This window comes from Blattabacterium cuenoti, assembly GCF_014251335.1.
In the GTDB taxonomy this organism is placed as follows: domain Bacteria; phylum Bacteroidota; class Bacteroidia; order Flavobacteriales; family Blattabacteriaceae; genus Blattabacterium; species Blattabacterium cuenoti_G.
Genome location: NZ_CP059186.1, coordinates 213,557 through 230,327, shown reverse-complemented (window position 1 = coordinate 230,327; position 16,771 = coordinate 213,557). Strand labels below are relative to the sequence as shown.

19 protein-coding genes and 1 tRNA gene are annotated in these 16,771 nt (G+C 26.2%); 12 read left to right on the top strand and 8 right to left on the bottom strand.

Going from position 1 to position 16,771, the window contains the following annotated elements; translation table 11 throughout:
- Window position 1: 1 nt before the first annotated feature.
- Genes trpF through trpA form a run of 3 tightly spaced genes read left to right on the top strand, consistent with a single transcriptional unit; the run spans window position 2 to window position 2,587 of the window.
- Window positions 2–637 (top strand): phosphoribosylanthranilate isomerase, encoded by a 636-nt coding sequence (gene trpF / locus H0H73_RS01080; protein ID WP_185852336.1) that lies wholly within the window; start codon window positions 2–4, stop codon window positions 635–637.
- Window positions 634–1,836: a tryptophan synthase subunit beta gene (trpB, locus tag H0H73_RS01075; protein ID WP_185852334.1), complete on the top strand. Its 1,203-nt coding sequence runs from the start codon at window positions 634–636 to the stop codon at window positions 1,834–1,836. The genes trpF and trpB overlap by 4 nt, the downstream gene beginning before the upstream one ends.
- Window positions 1,820–2,587 carry a tryptophan synthase subunit alpha gene (gene trpA, locus H0H73_RS01070; protein WP_185852489.1) on the top strand — a complete coding sequence of 256 codons (768 nt, stop codon included), beginning with the start codon at window positions 1,820–1,822 and terminating at the stop codon, window positions 2,585–2,587. Before trpB ends, trpA begins: the two co-directional genes overlap by 17 nt.
- Here the strand turns inward: trpA and H0H73_RS01065 are convergent.
- The 4 genes from H0H73_RS01065 to H0H73_RS01050 all read right to left on the bottom strand — a co-directional run bounded on the left by H0H73_RS01065 (window position 2,580) and on the right by H0H73_RS01050 (window position 6,249).
- The gene (locus H0H73_RS01065; RefSeq protein ID WP_185852332.1) at window positions 2,580–3,242 is read right to left on the bottom strand and encodes a YggS family pyridoxal phosphate-dependent enzyme; all 663 of its coding nucleotides are present in this window, start codon (window positions 3,240–3,242) and stop codon (window positions 2,580–2,582) included. The genes trpA and H0H73_RS01065 overlap by 8 nt on opposite strands.
- Window positions 3,242–4,309 carry a 3-phosphoserine/phosphohydroxythreonine transaminase gene (serC, locus tag H0H73_RS01060; RefSeq protein WP_185852331.1) on the bottom strand — a complete coding sequence of 356 codons (1,068 nt, stop codon included), beginning with the start codon at window positions 4,307–4,309 and terminating at the stop codon, window positions 3,242–3,244. The genes H0H73_RS01065 and serC overlap by 1 nt, the downstream gene beginning before the upstream one ends.
- 84 nt (window positions 4,310–4,393) lie before the next feature.
- Window positions 4,394–5,725, bottom strand: coding sequence for a tRNA lysidine(34) synthetase TilS (gene tilS / locus H0H73_RS01055; RefSeq protein WP_185852330.1), 1,332 nt, complete (start codon window positions 5,723–5,725; stop codon window positions 4,394–4,396).
- A gap of 11 nt (window positions 5,726–5,736) precedes the next feature.
- On the bottom strand, window positions 5,737–6,249 hold the full coding sequence (locus tag H0H73_RS01050; protein WP_185852328.1) for a shikimate kinase: 513 nt from the start codon (window positions 6,247–6,249) through the stop codon (window positions 5,737–5,739).
- Between the two features lie 71 nt (window positions 6,250–6,320).
- Between H0H73_RS01050 and H0H73_RS01045 the strand changes: the two genes are divergently transcribed.
- Window positions 6,321–6,393 (top strand) — tRNA-Lys (locus H0H73_RS01045).
- Here the strand turns inward: H0H73_RS01045 and H0H73_RS01040 are convergent.
- Window positions 6,386–7,165 (bottom strand): exodeoxyribonuclease III, encoded by a 780-nt coding sequence (locus tag H0H73_RS01040; protein ID WP_185852326.1) that lies wholly within the window; start codon window positions 7,163–7,165, stop codon window positions 6,386–6,388. The two genes, H0H73_RS01045 and H0H73_RS01040, sit on opposite strands and share 8 nt — an antisense overlap.
- Before the next feature lie 172 nt (window positions 7,166–7,337).
- Here H0H73_RS01040 and hisG point away from each other — a divergent pair, with 172 nt between their 5' ends.
- From hisG to hisIE, 8 genes are read left to right on the top strand one after another with little or no spacing between them, the layout of a single operon-like run.
- Window positions 7,338–8,195 (top strand): ATP phosphoribosyltransferase, encoded by an 858-nt coding sequence (gene hisG / locus H0H73_RS01035; protein ID WP_185852325.1) that lies wholly within the window; start codon window positions 7,338–7,340, stop codon window positions 8,193–8,195.
- Window positions 8,196–8,210: 15 nt separating this feature from the next.
- Window positions 8,211–9,506: a histidinol dehydrogenase gene (hisD, locus tag H0H73_RS01030; protein WP_394798681.1), complete on the top strand. Its 1,296-nt coding sequence runs from the start codon at window positions 8,211–8,213 to the stop codon at window positions 9,504–9,506.
- A gap of 10 nt (window positions 9,507–9,516) precedes the next feature.
- A complete protein-coding gene (gene hisC, locus H0H73_RS01025) occupies window positions 9,517–10,602 on the top strand; it encodes a histidinol-phosphate transaminase (protein ID WP_185852322.1) in 1,086 nt (361 codons plus the stop codon).
- Window positions 10,602–11,771 carry a bifunctional histidinol-phosphatase/imidazoleglycerol-phosphate dehydratase HisB gene (gene hisB, locus H0H73_RS01020; RefSeq protein ID WP_185852321.1) on the top strand — a complete coding sequence of 390 codons (1,170 nt, stop codon included), beginning with the start codon at window positions 10,602–10,604 and terminating at the stop codon, window positions 11,769–11,771. Before hisC ends, hisB begins: the two co-directional genes overlap by 1 nt.
- A 15-nt stretch (window positions 11,772–11,786) precedes the next feature.
- The gene (gene hisH, locus H0H73_RS01015; protein WP_185852320.1) at window positions 11,787–12,377 is read left to right on the top strand and encodes an imidazole glycerol phosphate synthase subunit HisH; all 591 of its coding nucleotides are present in this window, start codon (window positions 11,787–11,789) and stop codon (window positions 12,375–12,377) included.
- A 10-nt stretch (window positions 12,378–12,387) separates the two neighbouring features.
- Entirely contained in the window at window positions 12,388–13,125 is a 738-nt protein-coding gene (gene hisA, locus H0H73_RS01010) for a 1-(5-phosphoribosyl)-5-[(5-phosphoribosylamino)methylideneamino]imidazole-4-carboxamide isomerase (protein WP_185852488.1), read from the top strand.
- Window positions 13,126–13,127: 2 nt separating this feature from the next.
- Complete coding sequence (gene hisF / locus H0H73_RS01005) at window positions 13,128–13,880, top strand: imidazole glycerol phosphate synthase subunit HisF (RefSeq protein ID WP_185852319.1); 753 nt, start codon at window positions 13,128–13,130, stop codon at window positions 13,878–13,880.
- Between the two features lie 20 nt (window positions 13,881–13,900).
- Window positions 13,901–14,485, top strand: a complete 585-nt coding sequence (hisIE, locus tag H0H73_RS01000) for a bifunctional phosphoribosyl-AMP cyclohydrolase/phosphoribosyl-ATP diphosphatase HisIE (protein WP_185852318.1) — start codon at window positions 13,901–13,903, stop codon at window positions 14,483–14,485.
- A gap of 2 nt (window positions 14,486–14,487) precedes the next feature.
- Here hisIE and H0H73_RS00995 read toward each other — a convergent pair whose 3' ends face one another.
- From H0H73_RS00995 to rsmA, 3 genes are read right to left on the bottom strand one after another with little or no spacing between them, the layout of a single operon-like run.
- Complete coding sequence (locus tag H0H73_RS00995) at window positions 14,488–15,099, bottom strand: 7-carboxy-7-deazaguanine synthase QueE (protein ID WP_185852317.1); 612 nt, start codon at window positions 15,097–15,099, stop codon at window positions 14,488–14,490.
- A gap of 25 nt (window positions 15,100–15,124) precedes the next feature.
- Entirely contained in the window at window positions 15,125–15,985 is an 861-nt protein-coding gene (locus tag H0H73_RS00990; RefSeq protein WP_185852487.1) for a bifunctional 5,10-methylenetetrahydrofolate dehydrogenase/5,10-methenyltetrahydrofolate cyclohydrolase, read from the bottom strand.
- A complete protein-coding gene (gene rsmA, locus H0H73_RS00985; RefSeq protein ID WP_394798680.1) occupies window positions 15,985–16,764 on the bottom strand; it encodes a 16S rRNA (adenine(1518)-N(6)/adenine(1519)-N(6))-dimethyltransferase RsmA in 780 nt (259 codons plus the stop codon). The genes H0H73_RS00990 and rsmA overlap by 1 nt, the downstream gene beginning before the upstream one ends.
- Window positions 16,765–16,771: the final 7 nt, after the last annotated feature.

Below are 16,771 nucleotides of genomic sequence, written 5' to 3'. Positions count from 1 at the left end.
TATGAAACTCCAATCATTAAAATCATTAAAAGTAAAAATATGCGGAATAAAATTTAATGTAGATAAAATTGCTAATTTATTACCTGATTTTATTGGTTTTATATTTTATCCTAATTCTCCTAGATTTGTAGGGTTTAATTTTGTTATTCCAAAAATCAAAAAAAAAATATTTAAAATAGGTGTTTTTGTAAACGAATCAGAAAAAAATATATTGAAAATAAAAACAAAAAATAAACTAGATTTTATTCAATTACATGGCACAGAAAGTCCTTTTTATTGTGAAAAATTATTTAAAAAAGGATTAAAATTAATTAAAGCTTTTAGAGTTGATGATTCCTTTTTTTTTGAAAAAATTGTAGATTATGTTCCTTTTTGTACTTATTTTTTATTTGATAGTAACACAATTTATTATGGAGGTAGTGGTCAAAAATTCTGTTGGAAAAAACTTGATGAATACACTTTTCAAATTCCATTTTTTTTAAGTGGAGGGATCGAAATACAAGATTTTGATAGAATAAAAAATTTTTTGCATCCGCAAATGTTTGGAATCGATATTAATAGCAAATTTGAAATTTATCCAGGAAAAAAAGATGAGATAAAATTAAATGCTTTTATAAAAAAAATAAGAGAATTATGAAATACTTTGTTGATAAAAATGGATATTATGGAGAGTTTGGAGGAGCTTTTATTCCTGAAATGTTACATTATAATATAACGGAACTACAATATAAATATAAAAAACTTATTACAAGTTATGAATATCAAAAAATATATAAAAAATTGCTAAAAAATTATGTAGGAAGACCTACTCCTTTATTTTTTTGCGAAAAATATTCAAATCAATATCATGCTAAAATTTATCTTAAAAGAGAAGATCTTAATCATACAGGATCGCATAAAATTAATAATGCTATAGGTCAAGCTTTACTCGCAAAAAAATTAGGAAAAAAGAAAATTGTTGCAGAAACAGGAGCTGGACAACATGGAGTAGCAACAGCTACCATTTGTGCATTAATGGATTTAAAATGTGTAATTTTTATGGGAGAAACTGATATACAACGTCAGTATAGTAATGTAATCAGAATGAAGTCTCTTGGTGCTGAAGTAATTCCGGTTTTTAGTGGAAATAAAACTCTTAAAGATGCTGTTAATGAAGCTATTCGTTATTGGATAAATCATCCGGAAAGTTATTATTTAATTGGATCTACAGTGGGACCTCATCCTTATCCTCAAATGGTTGCAGATATTCAGTCTATTATAAGTGAAGAAGTTAAAATACAATTACAAGAAATGGAAGGATCTTATTTTCCTAATTATGTAGTGGCTAGTATAGGAGGAGGAAGCAATGCAGCGGGATCTTTTTATCATTTTCTGGATAATGATTCTGTTAATCTTGTCGCCGTAGAAGCTTCTGGATTAGGTATAACGACAAAAAAAACAGCAGCGTCTATTCATTGTGGATCTAAAGGGATATTACATGGAAGTATGACATTTATTTTACAGGATCAAGACGGTCAAGTTCTTCCCGCTCATTCTATATCTCCAGGGTTAGATTATCCAGGAATTGGACCTATGTTTGCTAATCTTTTCGTAAAAAAACGTGTAAATTTTTTACATTCTACAGATGAAGAAGCTTTACAGGCTGGATATGAATTAACAAGATCAGAAGGTATTATACCTGCTTTAGAAAGCGCTCATGCATTAGCTGCATTAAAAAAAATACCTTTTAAAAAAGAGGATATAATAATTGTAACTTTATCTGGAAGAGGAGATAAAGATATTGATGTTTACAATAAATTTTTTGTTAAATTCTCAAATGATGAATCAAATTCATAATTTATTTAGAAATAAAAATAAAGATATATTATGTATTTATTTTACGGCAGGATTTCCTTATTTAAATAGCACAGGTAAAATAATACAAATTTTGCAAGATCTTTCTGTAGATTTAATTGAGATAGGGATCCCCTATTCTGATCCTTTATCTGATGGAATAATTATTCAAAAAAGTAATCAAAGTTCATTGAAAAATGGAATGAATATCTCTTTATTATTTGATCAAATAGAAAAATTAAAAGAAAAAATAAAAATTCCTATTATTCTTATGGGGTATTACAATCAATTTTATCAATTTGGAAAAAATAAATTTTTAAAAAGATGTAAAGAATCTGGTGTTTCCGGATTAATTTTACCGGATCTTCCGGTAGATATTTTTTTGCATAAATATCAACATATATTTAAAAAATATTTGTTATCTATGATATTTTTAATTACTCCAAAAACCGATTCATCCAGAATATCTTGGTTAAGTAAAATAAGTGATGGATTTTTATATATAGTTTCTTCTAATTCTACTACAGGTAGTGTTAATGCTTTTGGAAAAGAACAAATATCGTTTTTTAAACATATTAAAAAATTATCTATCAGCATTCCAAAATTGATTGGGTTTGGAATAAAAGATAAAAAAACCTTTGATTTATCATGTAAATATGCTAATGGAGGAATTATTGGAAGTTCTTTTATTCAATCATTAGATAATGATAAATTGGAAGAAAGTATTAAAAAATATATAAAATCTATTAGATAATTTTTTTTCGATCACCAAAAATTAGAGTCCCTAATCGAACTATTGTAGTTCCATATTTTATAGCTATATTATAATCTCTGCTCATTCCCATAGAAAGGATATAATGTCTGTATTTATTTTGATATTCATTATATAACTCACGTAAATATGAAAATTCGTTATGAATTTTTTCTAATTCTTGAAAAGAGGCGAGACCCATTATTCCTATTATTTTAACATTTTTCATTTTTTTATAAGTTTTGTTCTCCAATATTTTGGAAGCTTCCTGATGTGTGATCCCTGATTTATTTTTTTCATTACAAATTTTTATTTGCAAAAGACAGTGTATAATCTTATTATATTTAAATGCCATTTTATTTATTATACTAATTTGTTTTAAATTTTGAACACTGTGAATTAAATGAATAAAAGGGATTATATATTTTAATTTATTACTTTGTATTCTACCAATCATATGCCATCGAATATCTTTGGGTAATTTTTTATATTTTTTCACCATTTCTTGAATATAATTTTCTCCAAAATCTCTATGTCCTATTTTATATAATTTTTCTATGTAAGAAGTATCTTGATTTTTAGAAACTGCCAAAATTTTTACATTTTTTGGTATCATTTTTTTTATAAAAAAAAATCTATCTTCTATGTTGCGATTCATTATGAAAATTTTCTTTCAAATTCTTTCATAATCTCAATGAGAAATAGAACACTTTCTAATGGGAGGGCATTATATATACTGGCACGATATCCACCTAAATGTCTATGCCCATCTAGTCCTACAATATTTTCTTTTTTCCACATTTTATTAAATTCTTTTTCTAAATTCTTTTCTTTTAAGAAAAAAGTAACATTCATATTAGAGCGATTTTTTTTATGTATCTTATTTTCAAATAAATTATTTTGATCTATTTCATCATATAATAATTTAGCTTTATACTGGTTTTTTTTTTCTAAAATGGAAAGTCCCCCTTGATTTTCTATCCATTTCAAAGTCAACATAGAAGTATAAATAGAGAAAACATTTGGAGTATTTAATATGCTATTATTTTGTATATGAATTTTATAATCCATATAAGAAGGAATATCTTTTTTTAATTTTCCTAAAATATTTTTTTTCAAAATTACAATAGTCATTCCTGCTGAACTTACATTTTTTTGTGCTGAAGCATATATTAAACTGAATTGACAAAAATCTAATTTTCTGCTAAAAATATCAGAAGACATATCACAAACTATTGGAATAGATGATGTTTTAGGAAATATTTTCATTTGTGTTCCAACAATTGTATTGTTAGATGTACAATGAAAATAATCCATATCACATGGTATATGATAATTTTTTGATATATATGTATAGTTTTTATTTTTACCAGAAAATAAAACTTTTACTTCTCCAAATTTTTTAGCTTCCTTAATAGCGTTATGGGCCCAAAATCCTGTATCTAAGTAAGCTGCTTTTCGGTTCATTAAATTGAATGGAACCATTGAAAATTGTAATGTGGCCCCTCCTTGAAGAAACAAAATAGCATAATCATCATTTAAATTCATAACACGTCTTACTAAAAGAGTAGCTTTTTCGATTATTTCTAAAAAATCTATACTTCTATGAGAAATCTCAAGTAACGATAATCCGGTACTATTAAAATTAATTACAGATTGAGCTGTTTTTCTAACAACTTCTTTCGGTAGAACAGAAGGGCCTGCATTGAAATTGTGTACTTTCATAAATAAATAGAACAACTAATTCTTTTCAAAATTAAAATTAAAAAATACTAATTGAAATTGTAAAATGAACAGATAATAAATAAATTATATTTGTATCCCTAATATTTTTTTTGTATTTTCCGTAACTTTGAATCTATCATCTAAACGATTTCCTATAATTAAAATGATATATCCATTCCCATTAATTAATAACCATGTGTGTTCTTTTTCCAAAAGAGAAAATTTTTTTTCCTTATAATATTTGCTTAATTTTTTTTTCCCTTTCATTTTAAAAGGATAAAAAAAATCTCCTTTCCTCCATGTTCTTAATAACAATGGAAATTGAATTTTTTCAAAATCCATAAGTAACATGTCTTTACTAATTTCTCTTTCTGGATTGTAAGAAAAGTTTATATCAACAGGTAAAAACATTTTCTTTTTTTTAAGAATTTTTAGATTCGGAATCATATAAGTCTTATTTTTATTTTCTGATAATAATTTATGAGAAACTATAATCCAATTATTTCTACTTTTAATAATACGATAAATTTTGGATATAAGTTGTTTCCCAGATTGTGCATCAATAAGATATTTCATACTTTGGATATCATTAAATCCATATGGAGAAAATAATTTAAACAAATAAAAAGACAAAGGTTGTAATTTTTTTATTTTTTTACATTCTATTTTCCAAAAGAATGGATAATCTTTTTTTTCTATTGTAATTTCTTTACGTACTTCTTCTATTTTTCTTTCTATTAAAAAATTTTCATCATGAAGATGATTTATAGTTTTTTTTAACCCTTTTCGAAAGGAAAACGAAAAAGAATAAAATGTAGATAAAACTGAACGAATTTTATTTCTTAAATATTTAAGATTTCGATTGCTACGATCATATCTCCATTTTATATTTTTTATTTTTGCATAAGCCAAAATTTCTTTTTTAGTGAAATTAGAAAGAGGACGAACAAATTTTTCGTTTTTTTTAGGAATTCCTAACAATCCCTTAAGACCAGTCCCTCTAAAAATATTTATAAAAAAAGTTTCTATAGAATCATCAAAATGGTGTCCTAATACTATATATTCGTATAAATTTTTTTTTAATAATTCTGTGAACCAATCATACCTAAGTTTTCTAGCGGACATTTGTATAGATAACTTATGTTTTTTAGAAAAACTTAAAGTATCAAATTTTTTTACATGAAATTTTATATTTTTTTCAGAACAGAAATTTCTTATAAAAATTTCATCTTCATTAGATTCTTGATTTCTTAAAGAAAAATTACAATGTGCGACTTCTGATTCAATTTCAGGAATATCAACTAACAAATTGATAAGTACCATACTATCTACTCCTCCACTTACAGCCACACATACTTTTTTTTTCGAATTAAACGAAAAATATTTTTTTAAATGATTAGATGATATTTTTTCCATGATTATTTCAGCTAATATATATATTTAACGATTTCTTGAACTATATCGTCTTTGGATTTCCCACATACATTTATCCTTTCTAAGGATTTCTCGTAAAAATATGTTCTTTCAGATAAATGCTTTATAATAAACCTAAATAATTCATTTTTAGATAAATGGGAAATTAAAGGTCTTGTATTCCTTTCTAAAAATAATCTTTTAAATAAAGTATAACTATCCGTTTTTAAATAAAATGTATTTGAATATTTGTTTAATAAATAAATATTATTATAAAAACAAGGAGTCCCTCCTCCAACTGAAAAAACGTATTTGTTTTTTTCTTTCAAAATTTTTTTTAACATAGAATGTTCTCTTTTTCTAAAAGAAGGTTCCCCTTCTGTTTTAAAAAGATTCCAAATAGAATCTTTTTTACTTTCAACAAGAAGAGCATCTAAATCATAAAAATTCAAATTTAACTTTTTAGAGAGTCTTTCTCCAACAGTAGTTTTTCCGCATCCCATGTATCCAATCAAAGAAATTTTCATAAACACATAAAAATTATAGTATATTTGCTTAAATTAATGACTTTATATCATACAATAACAATAAAATAAAAGACCTGATAGCTCAGCTGGTAGAGCATTACACTTTTAATGTAAGGGTCCTGGGTTCGAATCCCAGTCAGGTCATTGATTTATTTTGAAAAATTTCAAGCACAACAGGACAATGATCGGAATACTTTACCTCAGGCATTAGGTAAGCGTTTTTTATTTCTTGTTTTAAGGAATCACTAACCATGATATAATCGATTCTCCATCCTTTATTATTTTTTCTAGCGTTATAACGATAACTCCACCAACTGTAATGATGGGCTTCTTGAACAAAATTTCTAAAACTGTCTATAAATCCTAAATTTAAAAAATGAGTTATCCACTTTCTTTCTTCCGGTAAGAAACCTGAATTTTTTTTATTTCGAATAGGATCATAAATATCTATTTCATGGTGACAAATATTATAATCTCCACAAATAATGAGGTTATTTAATTTATTTTGTATTTTTTTTACATGTAAGAAAAAATTTTTCATAAAAAAAAATTTAAAATTCAATCTTTTCATCATATCATTTCCTGAAGGAATATAAAGACTAATTATTGACATATTTTTTAGATCTATACGTAATACTCTTCCTTCTTCATCAATAGGATTTAATCCTATTCCGTATTCTACATGAATAGGTTTTTTTTTACATAAAATACCTACCCCACTATATCCTTTTCTTTTTGAAGGGAACCAGTAATGATTATAACCTAAGTTATCGAAAATGCTTGTATTTATTTGTTCTGGAAAAGCTTTTATTTCCTGTAAACATAAAATATCAGGTTGATTTGTTTCAATCCAATCAGATAACCCTTTATTAATTCCAGATCGAATTCCATTTATATTATAACTGATAATTTTCATTATTTCAAATTTCTATTTAAAAAGTAGATTAAGTTATGTAGGTTAATTATAAAATATTCAAAATAGTTATTATATTTGCCGTGATGCATTAAAATGCATTAATTTGATTTACTGAAACTAAAATAAAAAGCTTACAAGAGTAAGCTTTTATTATTTTTTCCTGCATTGGATTATGGATAAACTTAAAATAGCAATTCAAAAATCGGGACGTCTTTATGACGATTCTATAAAATTACTGAAAGATTGCAGCATTGAAGTTAATATTGGGATAGATAAGTTAAAAACAACGGCACTTAATTTTCCACTGGAAATACTTTTTCTTAGAGACGATGATATTCCTCAATATTTAGAAGATGGAGTAGCTGATATAGGAATAGTGGGAAAAAATGTTCTTTTGGAAAAGAGAAAAAGGATAAGAATCAAAGAATCTTTGGGATTTGGAAAATGCAGACTTTCTATAGCTGTTCCTAAGTCTTTAGGTTATAATAATATTAATGATTTGGATGGAAAACGTATTGCGACAAGTTATCCTTTTTTGGTTAGAGGATTTTTCGAAAAAAGATATATAAATGCAGAAATTCATGAAATATCTGGAGCCGTAGAAATTGCTCCTGGTATAGGATTAGCCGATTGTATATGTGATTTAGTGAGCAGTGGATCGACACTTTTTATGAACGGATTAAAAGAAGTAGAAACGGTTCTTCAATCTGAAGCGGTATTAGCTTCACACCTACATTTAGGATCTCCGCAAAACATTATAATGGAAAAATTGTTATTTCGAATTAGAGCTGTAAAAAAAGCTAAAAATAACAAATATATTCTATTAAACGTTCCCAATGAAAAATTAGAAAAAATAATATCTTATCTTCCAGGGATTAAAAGTCCAGTTGTTCTTCCTTTAGCTAATTCAGAATGTAGTTCTGTACATTCCGTTGTCAATGAAAATGATTTTTGGGGAATAATAGAAAACTTAAAAGCACTTGGAGCACAAGATATATTAGTACTTCCTATAGAAAAAATTATACTATAAAATAGAAATATGGATATGATTCAAGTATATATTCATCCTACATCCGAAATATGTAAATCTATTTCGAATCGAAGCGAACAAAACATTTATCATTTAAAAAAATTAGTACTTCCTATTATTGATAATGTTAGAACTTATGGAGATATATCTTTAAAAGCTTATACAAGAAAATATGATCACGCAGACATAAAACATATTCAAGTAACAGAAGAAGATCTTAATCGTGCTTATATGAAAATTTCAAATAGATTAAAAAAATCTATTGAGATTGCATATCAGAATATAAAATGCTTTCATCAAAAACAAATGCATGAGGAACCTACAATAGAAATTTCAAAAGGAGTTTATTGTTGGAGAAAAATTATTCCAATCGAAAAAATTGGTTTTTATATTCCAGGAGGGTCAGCCCCTTTATTGTCCACTGTATTAATGTTAGGAATTCCTGGAAAATTATCAGGATGTAAAAACATTATATTATGTAGTCCCCCAAATAAAAATGGAGAAATTCATCCGGCAATTTTATATACAGCTAAATATGTAGGTATTACACGTATATATAAAGTAGGAGGAGCCCAAGCTATTGCAGCTATGGCTTATGGAACAGAAAGCATTCCTTCTGTATATAAAATATTTGGTCCGGGAAATTCTTATGTTACGATAGCTAAACAAATTGTATCTCAAAAAGGAATTGTATCTATAGATATGCCTGCTGGGCCTTCAGAAGTAGCTATTATGGCTGATGAAACAGCAAATCCAGAATATGTGGCAGCAGATTTATTATCTCAATCTGAACATGATCCAGAAAGTTATATTATTTTGATAACCCCAAATAATAAGTCTTGGATAGAAGAAGTTAAAATAGAATTAAAAAAACAATTTTTAGATATTTCTAATAAACAAGATATTGTGGAAAAATCTCTGAAAAAAAGCAAAATAATTGTTCTGACATCTTTAGATGAATGCTTGACTCTAATCAATCAAGTTGCACCAGAACATTTGATTATAAATTGTAAAAATGCTTCTTATTGGTCTGAAAAAGTAATTAACGCTGGATCTGTTTTTTTAGGAAATTACTCTCCAGTTAGTGCAGGAGATTATGCTTCTGGAACGAATCATGTACTTCCTACCTATGGTTATGCTAAATCTTATAGTGGAGTATCTATAGATAGTTTTGTAAAAAAAGTAACTTTCCAAAAAATATCTAAGAAAGGATTGAAAAATTTATCAGAATGTATCAGTGTTTTGTCTTCTGAAGAAGGTTTGCTTGCACATAAAAAATCTATTAATATTCGGTTAAAAAATGAGTTTTAAATGTTAATACATGAATAAGTTTAATTTAAATTCTCTAATCAGAGAGAATATTTTAAATCTGGCCCCTTATATATCTGCTAGAACAGAACATCATGAAGAAAAAAATTCTATTTTCTTAGATGCTAATGAAAATTCTTTCGGTTCTCCTTTATCGTTTCTAAATTCTTATAACAGATATCCGGATCCTTTGCAAAAAGAATTGAAAGAAAAAATATCAGATTTAAAAAATGTTTCTCCATCCCAAATATTTTTGGGAAATGGAAGTGACGAAATTATTGATTTAGTTTATCGTATTTTTTCTCGTCCAGAAGTAGATCATGCTATTATTTTTCCTCCTACTTATGGTATGTATGAAGTAAGTGGAAAAATTCATGGAGTGGACATAATTAAAATTTTCCTTACAGAGGAAAATTATCAATTAAATTTGGATAAAATAGAAAAAGTTGTAAATCCGAATAGTAAAATTATTTTTATTTGTTCTCCAAATAATCCTACTGGAAATGATCTCAAAAGAGAAGATATAGAGAATATAACAAAGAAATTTACAGGAATTGTTGTTTTAGATGAGGCATATATAGATTTTTCAAATCAAAAATCTTTATCAATAGAAATTAATAAATATCCAAATTTAATTATTATACAAACACTTTCAAAATCCTGGGGATTAGCAGGATTAAGAATAGGAATCGCTATTGCTTCTGAAAATATTATTCAATGGATGAATAAAGTAAAACATCCATATAATATCAGTATTCTTTCTCAAGAAATAACTATTAAAGCTTTAGAAAATAGAGATTTATTTTTTTTTCATTTAAAAAATATTCTTTCAGAAAGAGAATATATGCAAGAAGCTTTAAGAAAAATTCCTATTATACAAAAAGTATACCCTAGTTCCGCTAATTTTTTATTAGCAAAAATAAATTTTTCTTCAAAAAATCTTTATCAATATCTAATGAAAAGAAAAATTTTTGTAAGAGATCGTTCAAAAATCATTTTATGTAATAATTGTTTAAGAATTACAGTAGGAACTCATGAAGAAAATGAGTATTTAATAAATCAAATTCTAAAATACTCCATTCAAAAAATAAAAATGTAATGAAAAAAATATTGTTTATTGATAGAGATGGGACCATTATACAAGAAAATCCTCCTACTTATCAAATCGATTCTATTGATAAAATCAATTTTTATCCAAAAGTTATCTTTTTTTTGTCAAAAATCGTACAAGAATTGAATTATGATTTAGTTATGATATCTAATCAAGATGGGTTGGGAACTGATCAGTTTCCTGATAAAATTTTTTGGCCTATACATAATCATATACTAAATATTTTAAAAACTGAGGAAATTCATTTTACTTCTGTACATATAGATAAAACTTTTCCAAAAGAAAAATCTCCAAATAGAAAACCTGGAATAGGAATGGTATCAAATTATTTAAAATCAAATTATTATGATATTTCTAAATCTTTTGTAATTGGAGATAGATTAACAGATGTTTTATTTGCTAAAAATTTAGGATGCAAATCTATATGGATAAAAGAAAATAACCATTATAAAGATCTAACAAAAGAAGAAAAAGATTACTATTATAATATTGAAGAAAAAGATTTAAAAAAAACAATATCTTTAAAAACTGATAGTTGGGAAAAAATTTATGAATATTTATCGTCAATAAAAACGAAAAAATTTGTTCATCAAAGAATTACATTAGAAACAAATGTTAAAATTACTATTTTTCTTTATGGAAAAGGAAGATCTCATATTCAAACAGGACTTGGATTTTTTGATCATCTTTTGCAACAAATAGCATTTCATAGTTATATTGATTTAAATATTCAAACAAAAGGAGATCTTTATGTAGATGATCACCATACTATAGAAGATACAGGGATTGCTCTAGGAGAAATTTTTCATCAAGCTTTGGAAAGTAAAAAAGGAATAGAACGGTATGGCTTTTATTCTCTTCCTATGGATGATAGTTTAGCTACAATTGCATTAGATCTTGGAGGAAGAAGTCAACTATTCTGGAAGGCAAAATTTTTCAGGGAAAAAATAGGAAAAATTTCTACTGAAATGTTTTTCCATTTTTTTAAATCTTTTTCTTCATCTGCTAAATGTAATTTACATATTCACGCGATAGGAAAAAATGATCATCATAAAATAGAATCTATTTTTAAATGTTTTGGAAGAGCTATTAAAATGGCAATACAAAAAGATTCTTATACTAATACTAAAATACCTAGTACTAAAGGTATTTTGTAAAAATTTTAAAATATTATGAAAACGATTATCATAAAATATCCTGCGGGAAATGTACAATCGGTTCTTTTTTCTTTAGAAAGAATAGGAGTACAAGCTATAGTTACAGATTCCAAAGAATCGATTCAAAATGCAGAAAAAATTATTTTACCTGGTGTTGGAGAAGCTAATTGCGCTATGAAATATTTAAAAGAAAAAAAATTGGATTTACTTTTATCAAAATTAAAACAACCTGTATTAGGAATATGTTTAGGCATGCAATTACTTTGTAAGTCTTCAGAAGAAAGTAGCACTACATGTATAGGGATTTTTGATTTATTAGTAAAAAAATTTCAATCTAGCAATAAAAATGAAAAAGTTCCTCAAATAGGTTGGAATACTATTCATAAATTGAAAGGATCTTTATTTGAAAATATTCCAAATGGAAGTTATCAATATTTTGTTCATAGTTATTATGTCCCTTTAGGAAAATATACAACAGCAAAAACAGAGTATATAGTCACTTACAGTGCGGCGCTTCAAAAAAATAATTTTTATGCAGTACAATTTCATCCCGAAAAATCTTCCTATGTAGGACATAAAATATTAGAAAACTTTATTCGATTATAAATTTATGACAATGGATATTATAGTAGCTATAGATTTAATTGACGGTAAATGTGTTCGCTTAATACAAGGGGATTTTAAAAGAAAAAAAATTTATAATAAAGATCCATTAGAAATAGCTTTACTACTGGAGAATAATGGAATATCTCGACTACATTTAGTAGATTTAGATGGAGCAAGAAAAGGAAAAGTAGTTCATTGGAAAATTTTAGAAAAAATCGCAAAAAATACACATCTAATTATAGATTTTGGAGGAGGGATTCATTCTGAAAAAGATATTCAAACTGTGTTTGAAAACGGAGGACATATCGCTACTGTGGGTAGTATTGCTGTTCAAAAACCTTTTCTTTTAAAAAAATGGATTGATACTTATGGTGGAGATAAAATCTTATTAGGGATAGACATTAAAAATAATAAAATAGCAACCCATGGATGGACTAAATTGAGTGATTTTCCTTTTTGGGATTTTTTACAAGAAAAAAGCAATCATGGAATTAAAAAAATTTTTTGTACAGATATATCTAAAGATGGAGTACTATCAGGGCCTTCTTTTCTTTTATATAAAAAAGTTATTGAAAAATTTCCAAATATTGAATTCATAGCAAGTGGAGGTATTAGTAATATGGATGATGTCAACAAATTATTTAATTTGGGTTGTAGTGGGGTCATTATTGGAAAAGCAATATATGAAAATAAAATATCATTATCCCATCTTCAAAATTGGGAGAAAAAAAAGAATAATAAGAATTAAAGATGTTAGCTAAACGTATCATACCTTGTTTAGACATAAAAAATGGAAGAACAGTAAAAGGAGTGAATTTCGAGCATTTAAAAGATGCTGGGGATCCGATAAAACTAGTTTGTTGGTATACAAAACAAGAAGCAGATGAATTAATATTTTTGGATATTACAGCCACAAATGAAAAACGTAAAACACTAATTAGCTTAGTAAAAGATATAGCCCGTCATATTAATATTCCTTTTACGGTTGGTGGAGGAATTAAAGAGGAAAAAGACGTTGAACTCTTGTTAAATGCAGGAGCAGATAAAATATCTATTAATACTGCTGCTTTTAAAAACCCGAATCTTTTAGAAAAACTTTCTAAAAGATTCGGAAGTCAATGCATTGTTCTAGCTATTGATACTAAATATGAAGAAAATGAATGGTGGGTATATTTAAATGGAGGAAGAATTTCAACTCAAACTAGAACACTAGATTGGGCTAAAGAAGGAACTAACAGAGGAGCAGGAGAGATATTATTAACTTCAATGAATCATGACGGAACAAAAAATGGATTCGCATTAGATATTACTAAACAAATATCCGAGAATATTTCCACCCCCGTAATCGCTTCAGGTGGAGCTGGAAAATTAGAAGATTTTTATAAAATATTTGAAGAAGGAAAAGCCGATGCAGCTTTAGCTGCCAGTATATTTCATTACAGGGAAATAGAAATTCCAAAACTAAAATATTATTTAAATCAACTTCATATACCTGTAAGATAAAAGACTGAAAATACAAAAAAATGATAAATTTTAAAAAAGGTTTGATCCCCGCGATTGTTCAAGATTCAAAAACAGATAAGGTATTAATGTTAGGTTATATGAATCAAGAAGCTTATAAAAAGAGTATTGATGAAAAAAAAGTGACTTTTTATAGCAGATCGAAACAAAGATTATGGACTAAAGGTGAAATTAGCAAAAATTATCTTTTTATTCAAGATATATTAGTAGATTGCGACGAAGATACATTATTGATTAAAGCAAGACCAGCAGGTCCTATTTGTCATAAAGGATCAGATACATGTTGGAAAGAAATGAACAATAAGAATTTTCTATTTCATTTGGAAAATATAATATCGGATAGAATGAAAAAAAAACAAGAAAATTCTTATATATATCAATTATTAAAAAAAGGAATAAATAGAATATCTCAAAAATTAGGAGAAGAAGCCGTGGAACTTATCATTGAATCTAAAGATAATAATAAAAGTTTATTTTTAAATGAGTCTGCAGATTTACTTTTTCATTATCTAATTCTTTTAAAAAAAAAGGAAGTTGAAATACAAGATGTTATTGATATTTTGGAAAATAGACATTCAAAATCTTAATCTTAAGGGATTTTTAACATTTTATGAATTTGAAGAGATATTCTCCATTTAGGGTTTTTTTTTATATAAGAAATTATTTTTGGAAGAATACTAAAAATATTCCCCCATTCAGGTTGTAAAAATAAGAAACAATTAGTAGACTTAATATAAGTGGCTTGTTCTTCAGCAAACAAAAAGTCATTATCATTCGATATAACGATTTTTAACTCGTTAACTTTTTTATAATTTTCTTGTAAAGGAAGTTTTGTTTTTTTGGGAGAAATTGTAATCCAATCCATATATTTTTCTTTTATAGGATAAGCCCCTGAAGTCTCAATATGAACACGATACCCTTTTTTTTTAAGTTTTTTTATTAAAGGCGATAAATTCCACATAGCAGGCTCTCCTCCAGTAATTATAACAGTTTTTACTTGATAATTGTTTATATTAGCAATAATTCTATGAATAGAAATAAAATCCTCCCTTTTGATTTTCCAACTTTCTTTAGTATCGCACCAATGACATTTAATATTGCATCCTTCAAAACGAATAAAATATGCAGCTATACCATAATAATGACCTTCTCCCTGAATAGAATAAAATGATTCTTTTATAGGATAACTAATTTCTTTCATGTATCTGTCTCCATCTATTTTTACTCTATCTGTTATTTAACGCTGCAGTTAAGGTGTTTTTAAGTAACATAACACGAGTCATAGGTCCTATTCCTCCTGGAACAGGAGTAAGGTATGAAGCTTTTCCATAAACACTATAAAAATCAACATCTCCTAATATTTTTTTTTCATAATTGTGTATCCCTACATCTATAACTATGGCTCCTTTTTTAATCATTTTTCCTTTAAGAAATCCTGGAATTCCTACTGCTGCTATAATAATATCAGCTTGTTTAGTATAATATTCTATACTTTTAGTTTTACTATGAGTAAGTGTAACCGTCCCATTCCCAGGATTACTTTTTCTACTCATAAGTATGCTAATTGGTCTTCCCACTATTCTACTTCGACCAATTATTACAGTATGTTTTCCAGATATTTCTATTTTATATCTTTCTAAAAGAGTTAATATTCCTAATGCTGTAGCAGGAAAGAAAGCATTCATATCCAAAGCCATTTTTCCAAAATTTTCAGGATGAAATCCATCCACATCTTTTTTAGGATTGATAGATAAAATTATTTTATCTTGATTCATATGCTTTTCTAAAGGTAACTGTACTATAAAACCATCTATATATGGATTTTGGTTCATTTTTTTTATTTCTTCTAATAATTTCTTTTCTAAAGTATTTATAGGTAAATGTATTAAAGAATATTCAATTCCAATATTTTTGCACTCTTTTATTTTGTTATTAACATATGTTATGCTAGAACTATTATTTCCTGTTAAAATAATACCAAGATGAGGAACCCGTTTATTTTTGTTTAGCATTTCTTTTTCTAAAATCTTGGATATTTCATTTCTGATTTCTTTAGCTAACAAATTTCCATCTAATAATTTAGTGATCATTTCCTAATTTCTATTTCTTTTGTTAATTGAAGAAATTCTTTTACAGATAATTCTTCTGCTCTTTTGTTTAAAAATGGTATTTCGTAAAAATTTGGAATATGGTTGAATAATTGTAAAGAATTTTTTAATTTTTTCCTTCTTTGATTAAAAGCAATTTTAACACATTGAAACAACATATTTTTATTACAGTAAATGGGATCATTTTTTCTTTTTAAAGAGATTACTGCAGACTGAACATTGGGTATAGGAAAAAATACTTTTTCTTTTACAGTAAAAAGATATTTTACATCATAAAATGTTTGAACTAAAACTGATAAAATTCCATAAGTTTTATTACCCTGATGAGATGTAATTCGTTTTGCAACTTCTTTTTGAAACATGCCAACGCATTCTGGAATATATTGATTATATCTTAATATATGAAATAATATTTGAGAAGAAATTTTATATGGAAAATTACCAATAATTGCGAAATTTTGTAATCTAATTTCTTCAGGGTTCCATTTTAAAAAATCTCTATGAATAATTTGATTTTTAGAAATCGGAAAATTTTTTTTTAAAAAATAAATTAGTTCTTCATCAATTTCTATCAAAAAAACATGATTGTATGGATTAGTTAACAAATATCGAGTCAATATTCCTAATCCTGGGCCAACTTCTACTACTGTATTGTAGTTTTCAAAAGAAAGATGATTTACGATTTTTTTGGCTATATTCTGATCTTTTAAGAAATATTGATCAAATTTTTTTTTTGAAAAAAATTTATGCATTTGCATAATGCAA

Coding starts and splice junctions, on each gene's coding strand:
- trpF (WP_185852336.1), top strand. CDS start 2: ATGAAACTCCAATCATTAAAATCATTAAAAGTAAAAATATGCGGAATA.
- trpB (WP_185852334.1), top strand. CDS start 634: ATGAAATACTTTGTTGATAAAAATGGATATTATGGAGAGTTTGGAGGA.
- trpA (WP_185852489.1), top strand. CDS start 1,820: ATGAATCAAATTCATAATTTATTTAGAAATAAAAATAAAGATATATTA.
- H0H73_RS01065 (WP_185852332.1), bottom strand. CDS start 3,242: ATGAATCGCAACATAGAAGATAGATTTTTTTTTATAAAAAAAATGATA.
- serC (WP_185852331.1), bottom strand. CDS start 4,309: ATGAAAGTACACAATTTCAATGCAGGCCCTTCTGTTCTACCGAAAGAA.
- tilS (WP_185852330.1), bottom strand. CDS start 5,725: ATGGAAAAAATATCATCTAATCATTTAAAAAAATATTTTTCGTTTAAT.
- H0H73_RS01050 (WP_185852328.1), bottom strand. CDS start 6,249: ATGAAAATTTCTTTGATTGGATACATGGGATGCGGAAAAACTACTGTT.
- H0H73_RS01040 (WP_185852326.1), bottom strand. CDS start 7,165: ATGAAAATTATCAGTTATAATATAAATGGAATTCGATCTGGAATTAAT.
- hisG (WP_185852325.1), top strand. CDS start 7,338: ATGGATAAACTTAAAATAGCAATTCAAAAATCGGGACGTCTTTATGAC.
- hisD (WP_394798681.1), top strand. CDS start 8,211: ATGATTCAAGTATATATTCATCCTACATCCGAAATATGTAAATCTATT.
- hisC (WP_185852322.1), top strand. CDS start 9,517: ATGAATAAGTTTAATTTAAATTCTCTAATCAGAGAGAATATTTTAAAT.
- hisB (WP_185852321.1), top strand. CDS start 10,602: ATGAAAAAAATATTGTTTATTGATAGAGATGGGACCATTATACAAGAA.
- hisH (WP_185852320.1), top strand. CDS start 11,787: ATGAAAACGATTATCATAAAATATCCTGCGGGAAATGTACAATCGGTT.
- hisA (WP_185852488.1), top strand. CDS start 12,388: ATGGATATTATAGTAGCTATAGATTTAATTGACGGTAAATGTGTTCGC.
- hisF (WP_185852319.1), top strand. CDS start 13,128: ATGTTAGCTAAACGTATCATACCTTGTTTAGACATAAAAAATGGAAGA.
- hisIE (WP_185852318.1), top strand. CDS start 13,901: ATGATAAATTTTAAAAAAGGTTTGATCCCCGCGATTGTTCAAGATTCA.
- H0H73_RS00995 (WP_185852317.1), bottom strand. CDS start 15,099: ATGAAAGAAATTAGTTATCCTATAAAAGAATCATTTTATTCTATTCAG.
- rsmA (WP_394798680.1), bottom strand. CDS start 16,764: ATGCAAATGCATAAATTTTTTTCAAAAAAAAAATTTGATCAATATTTC.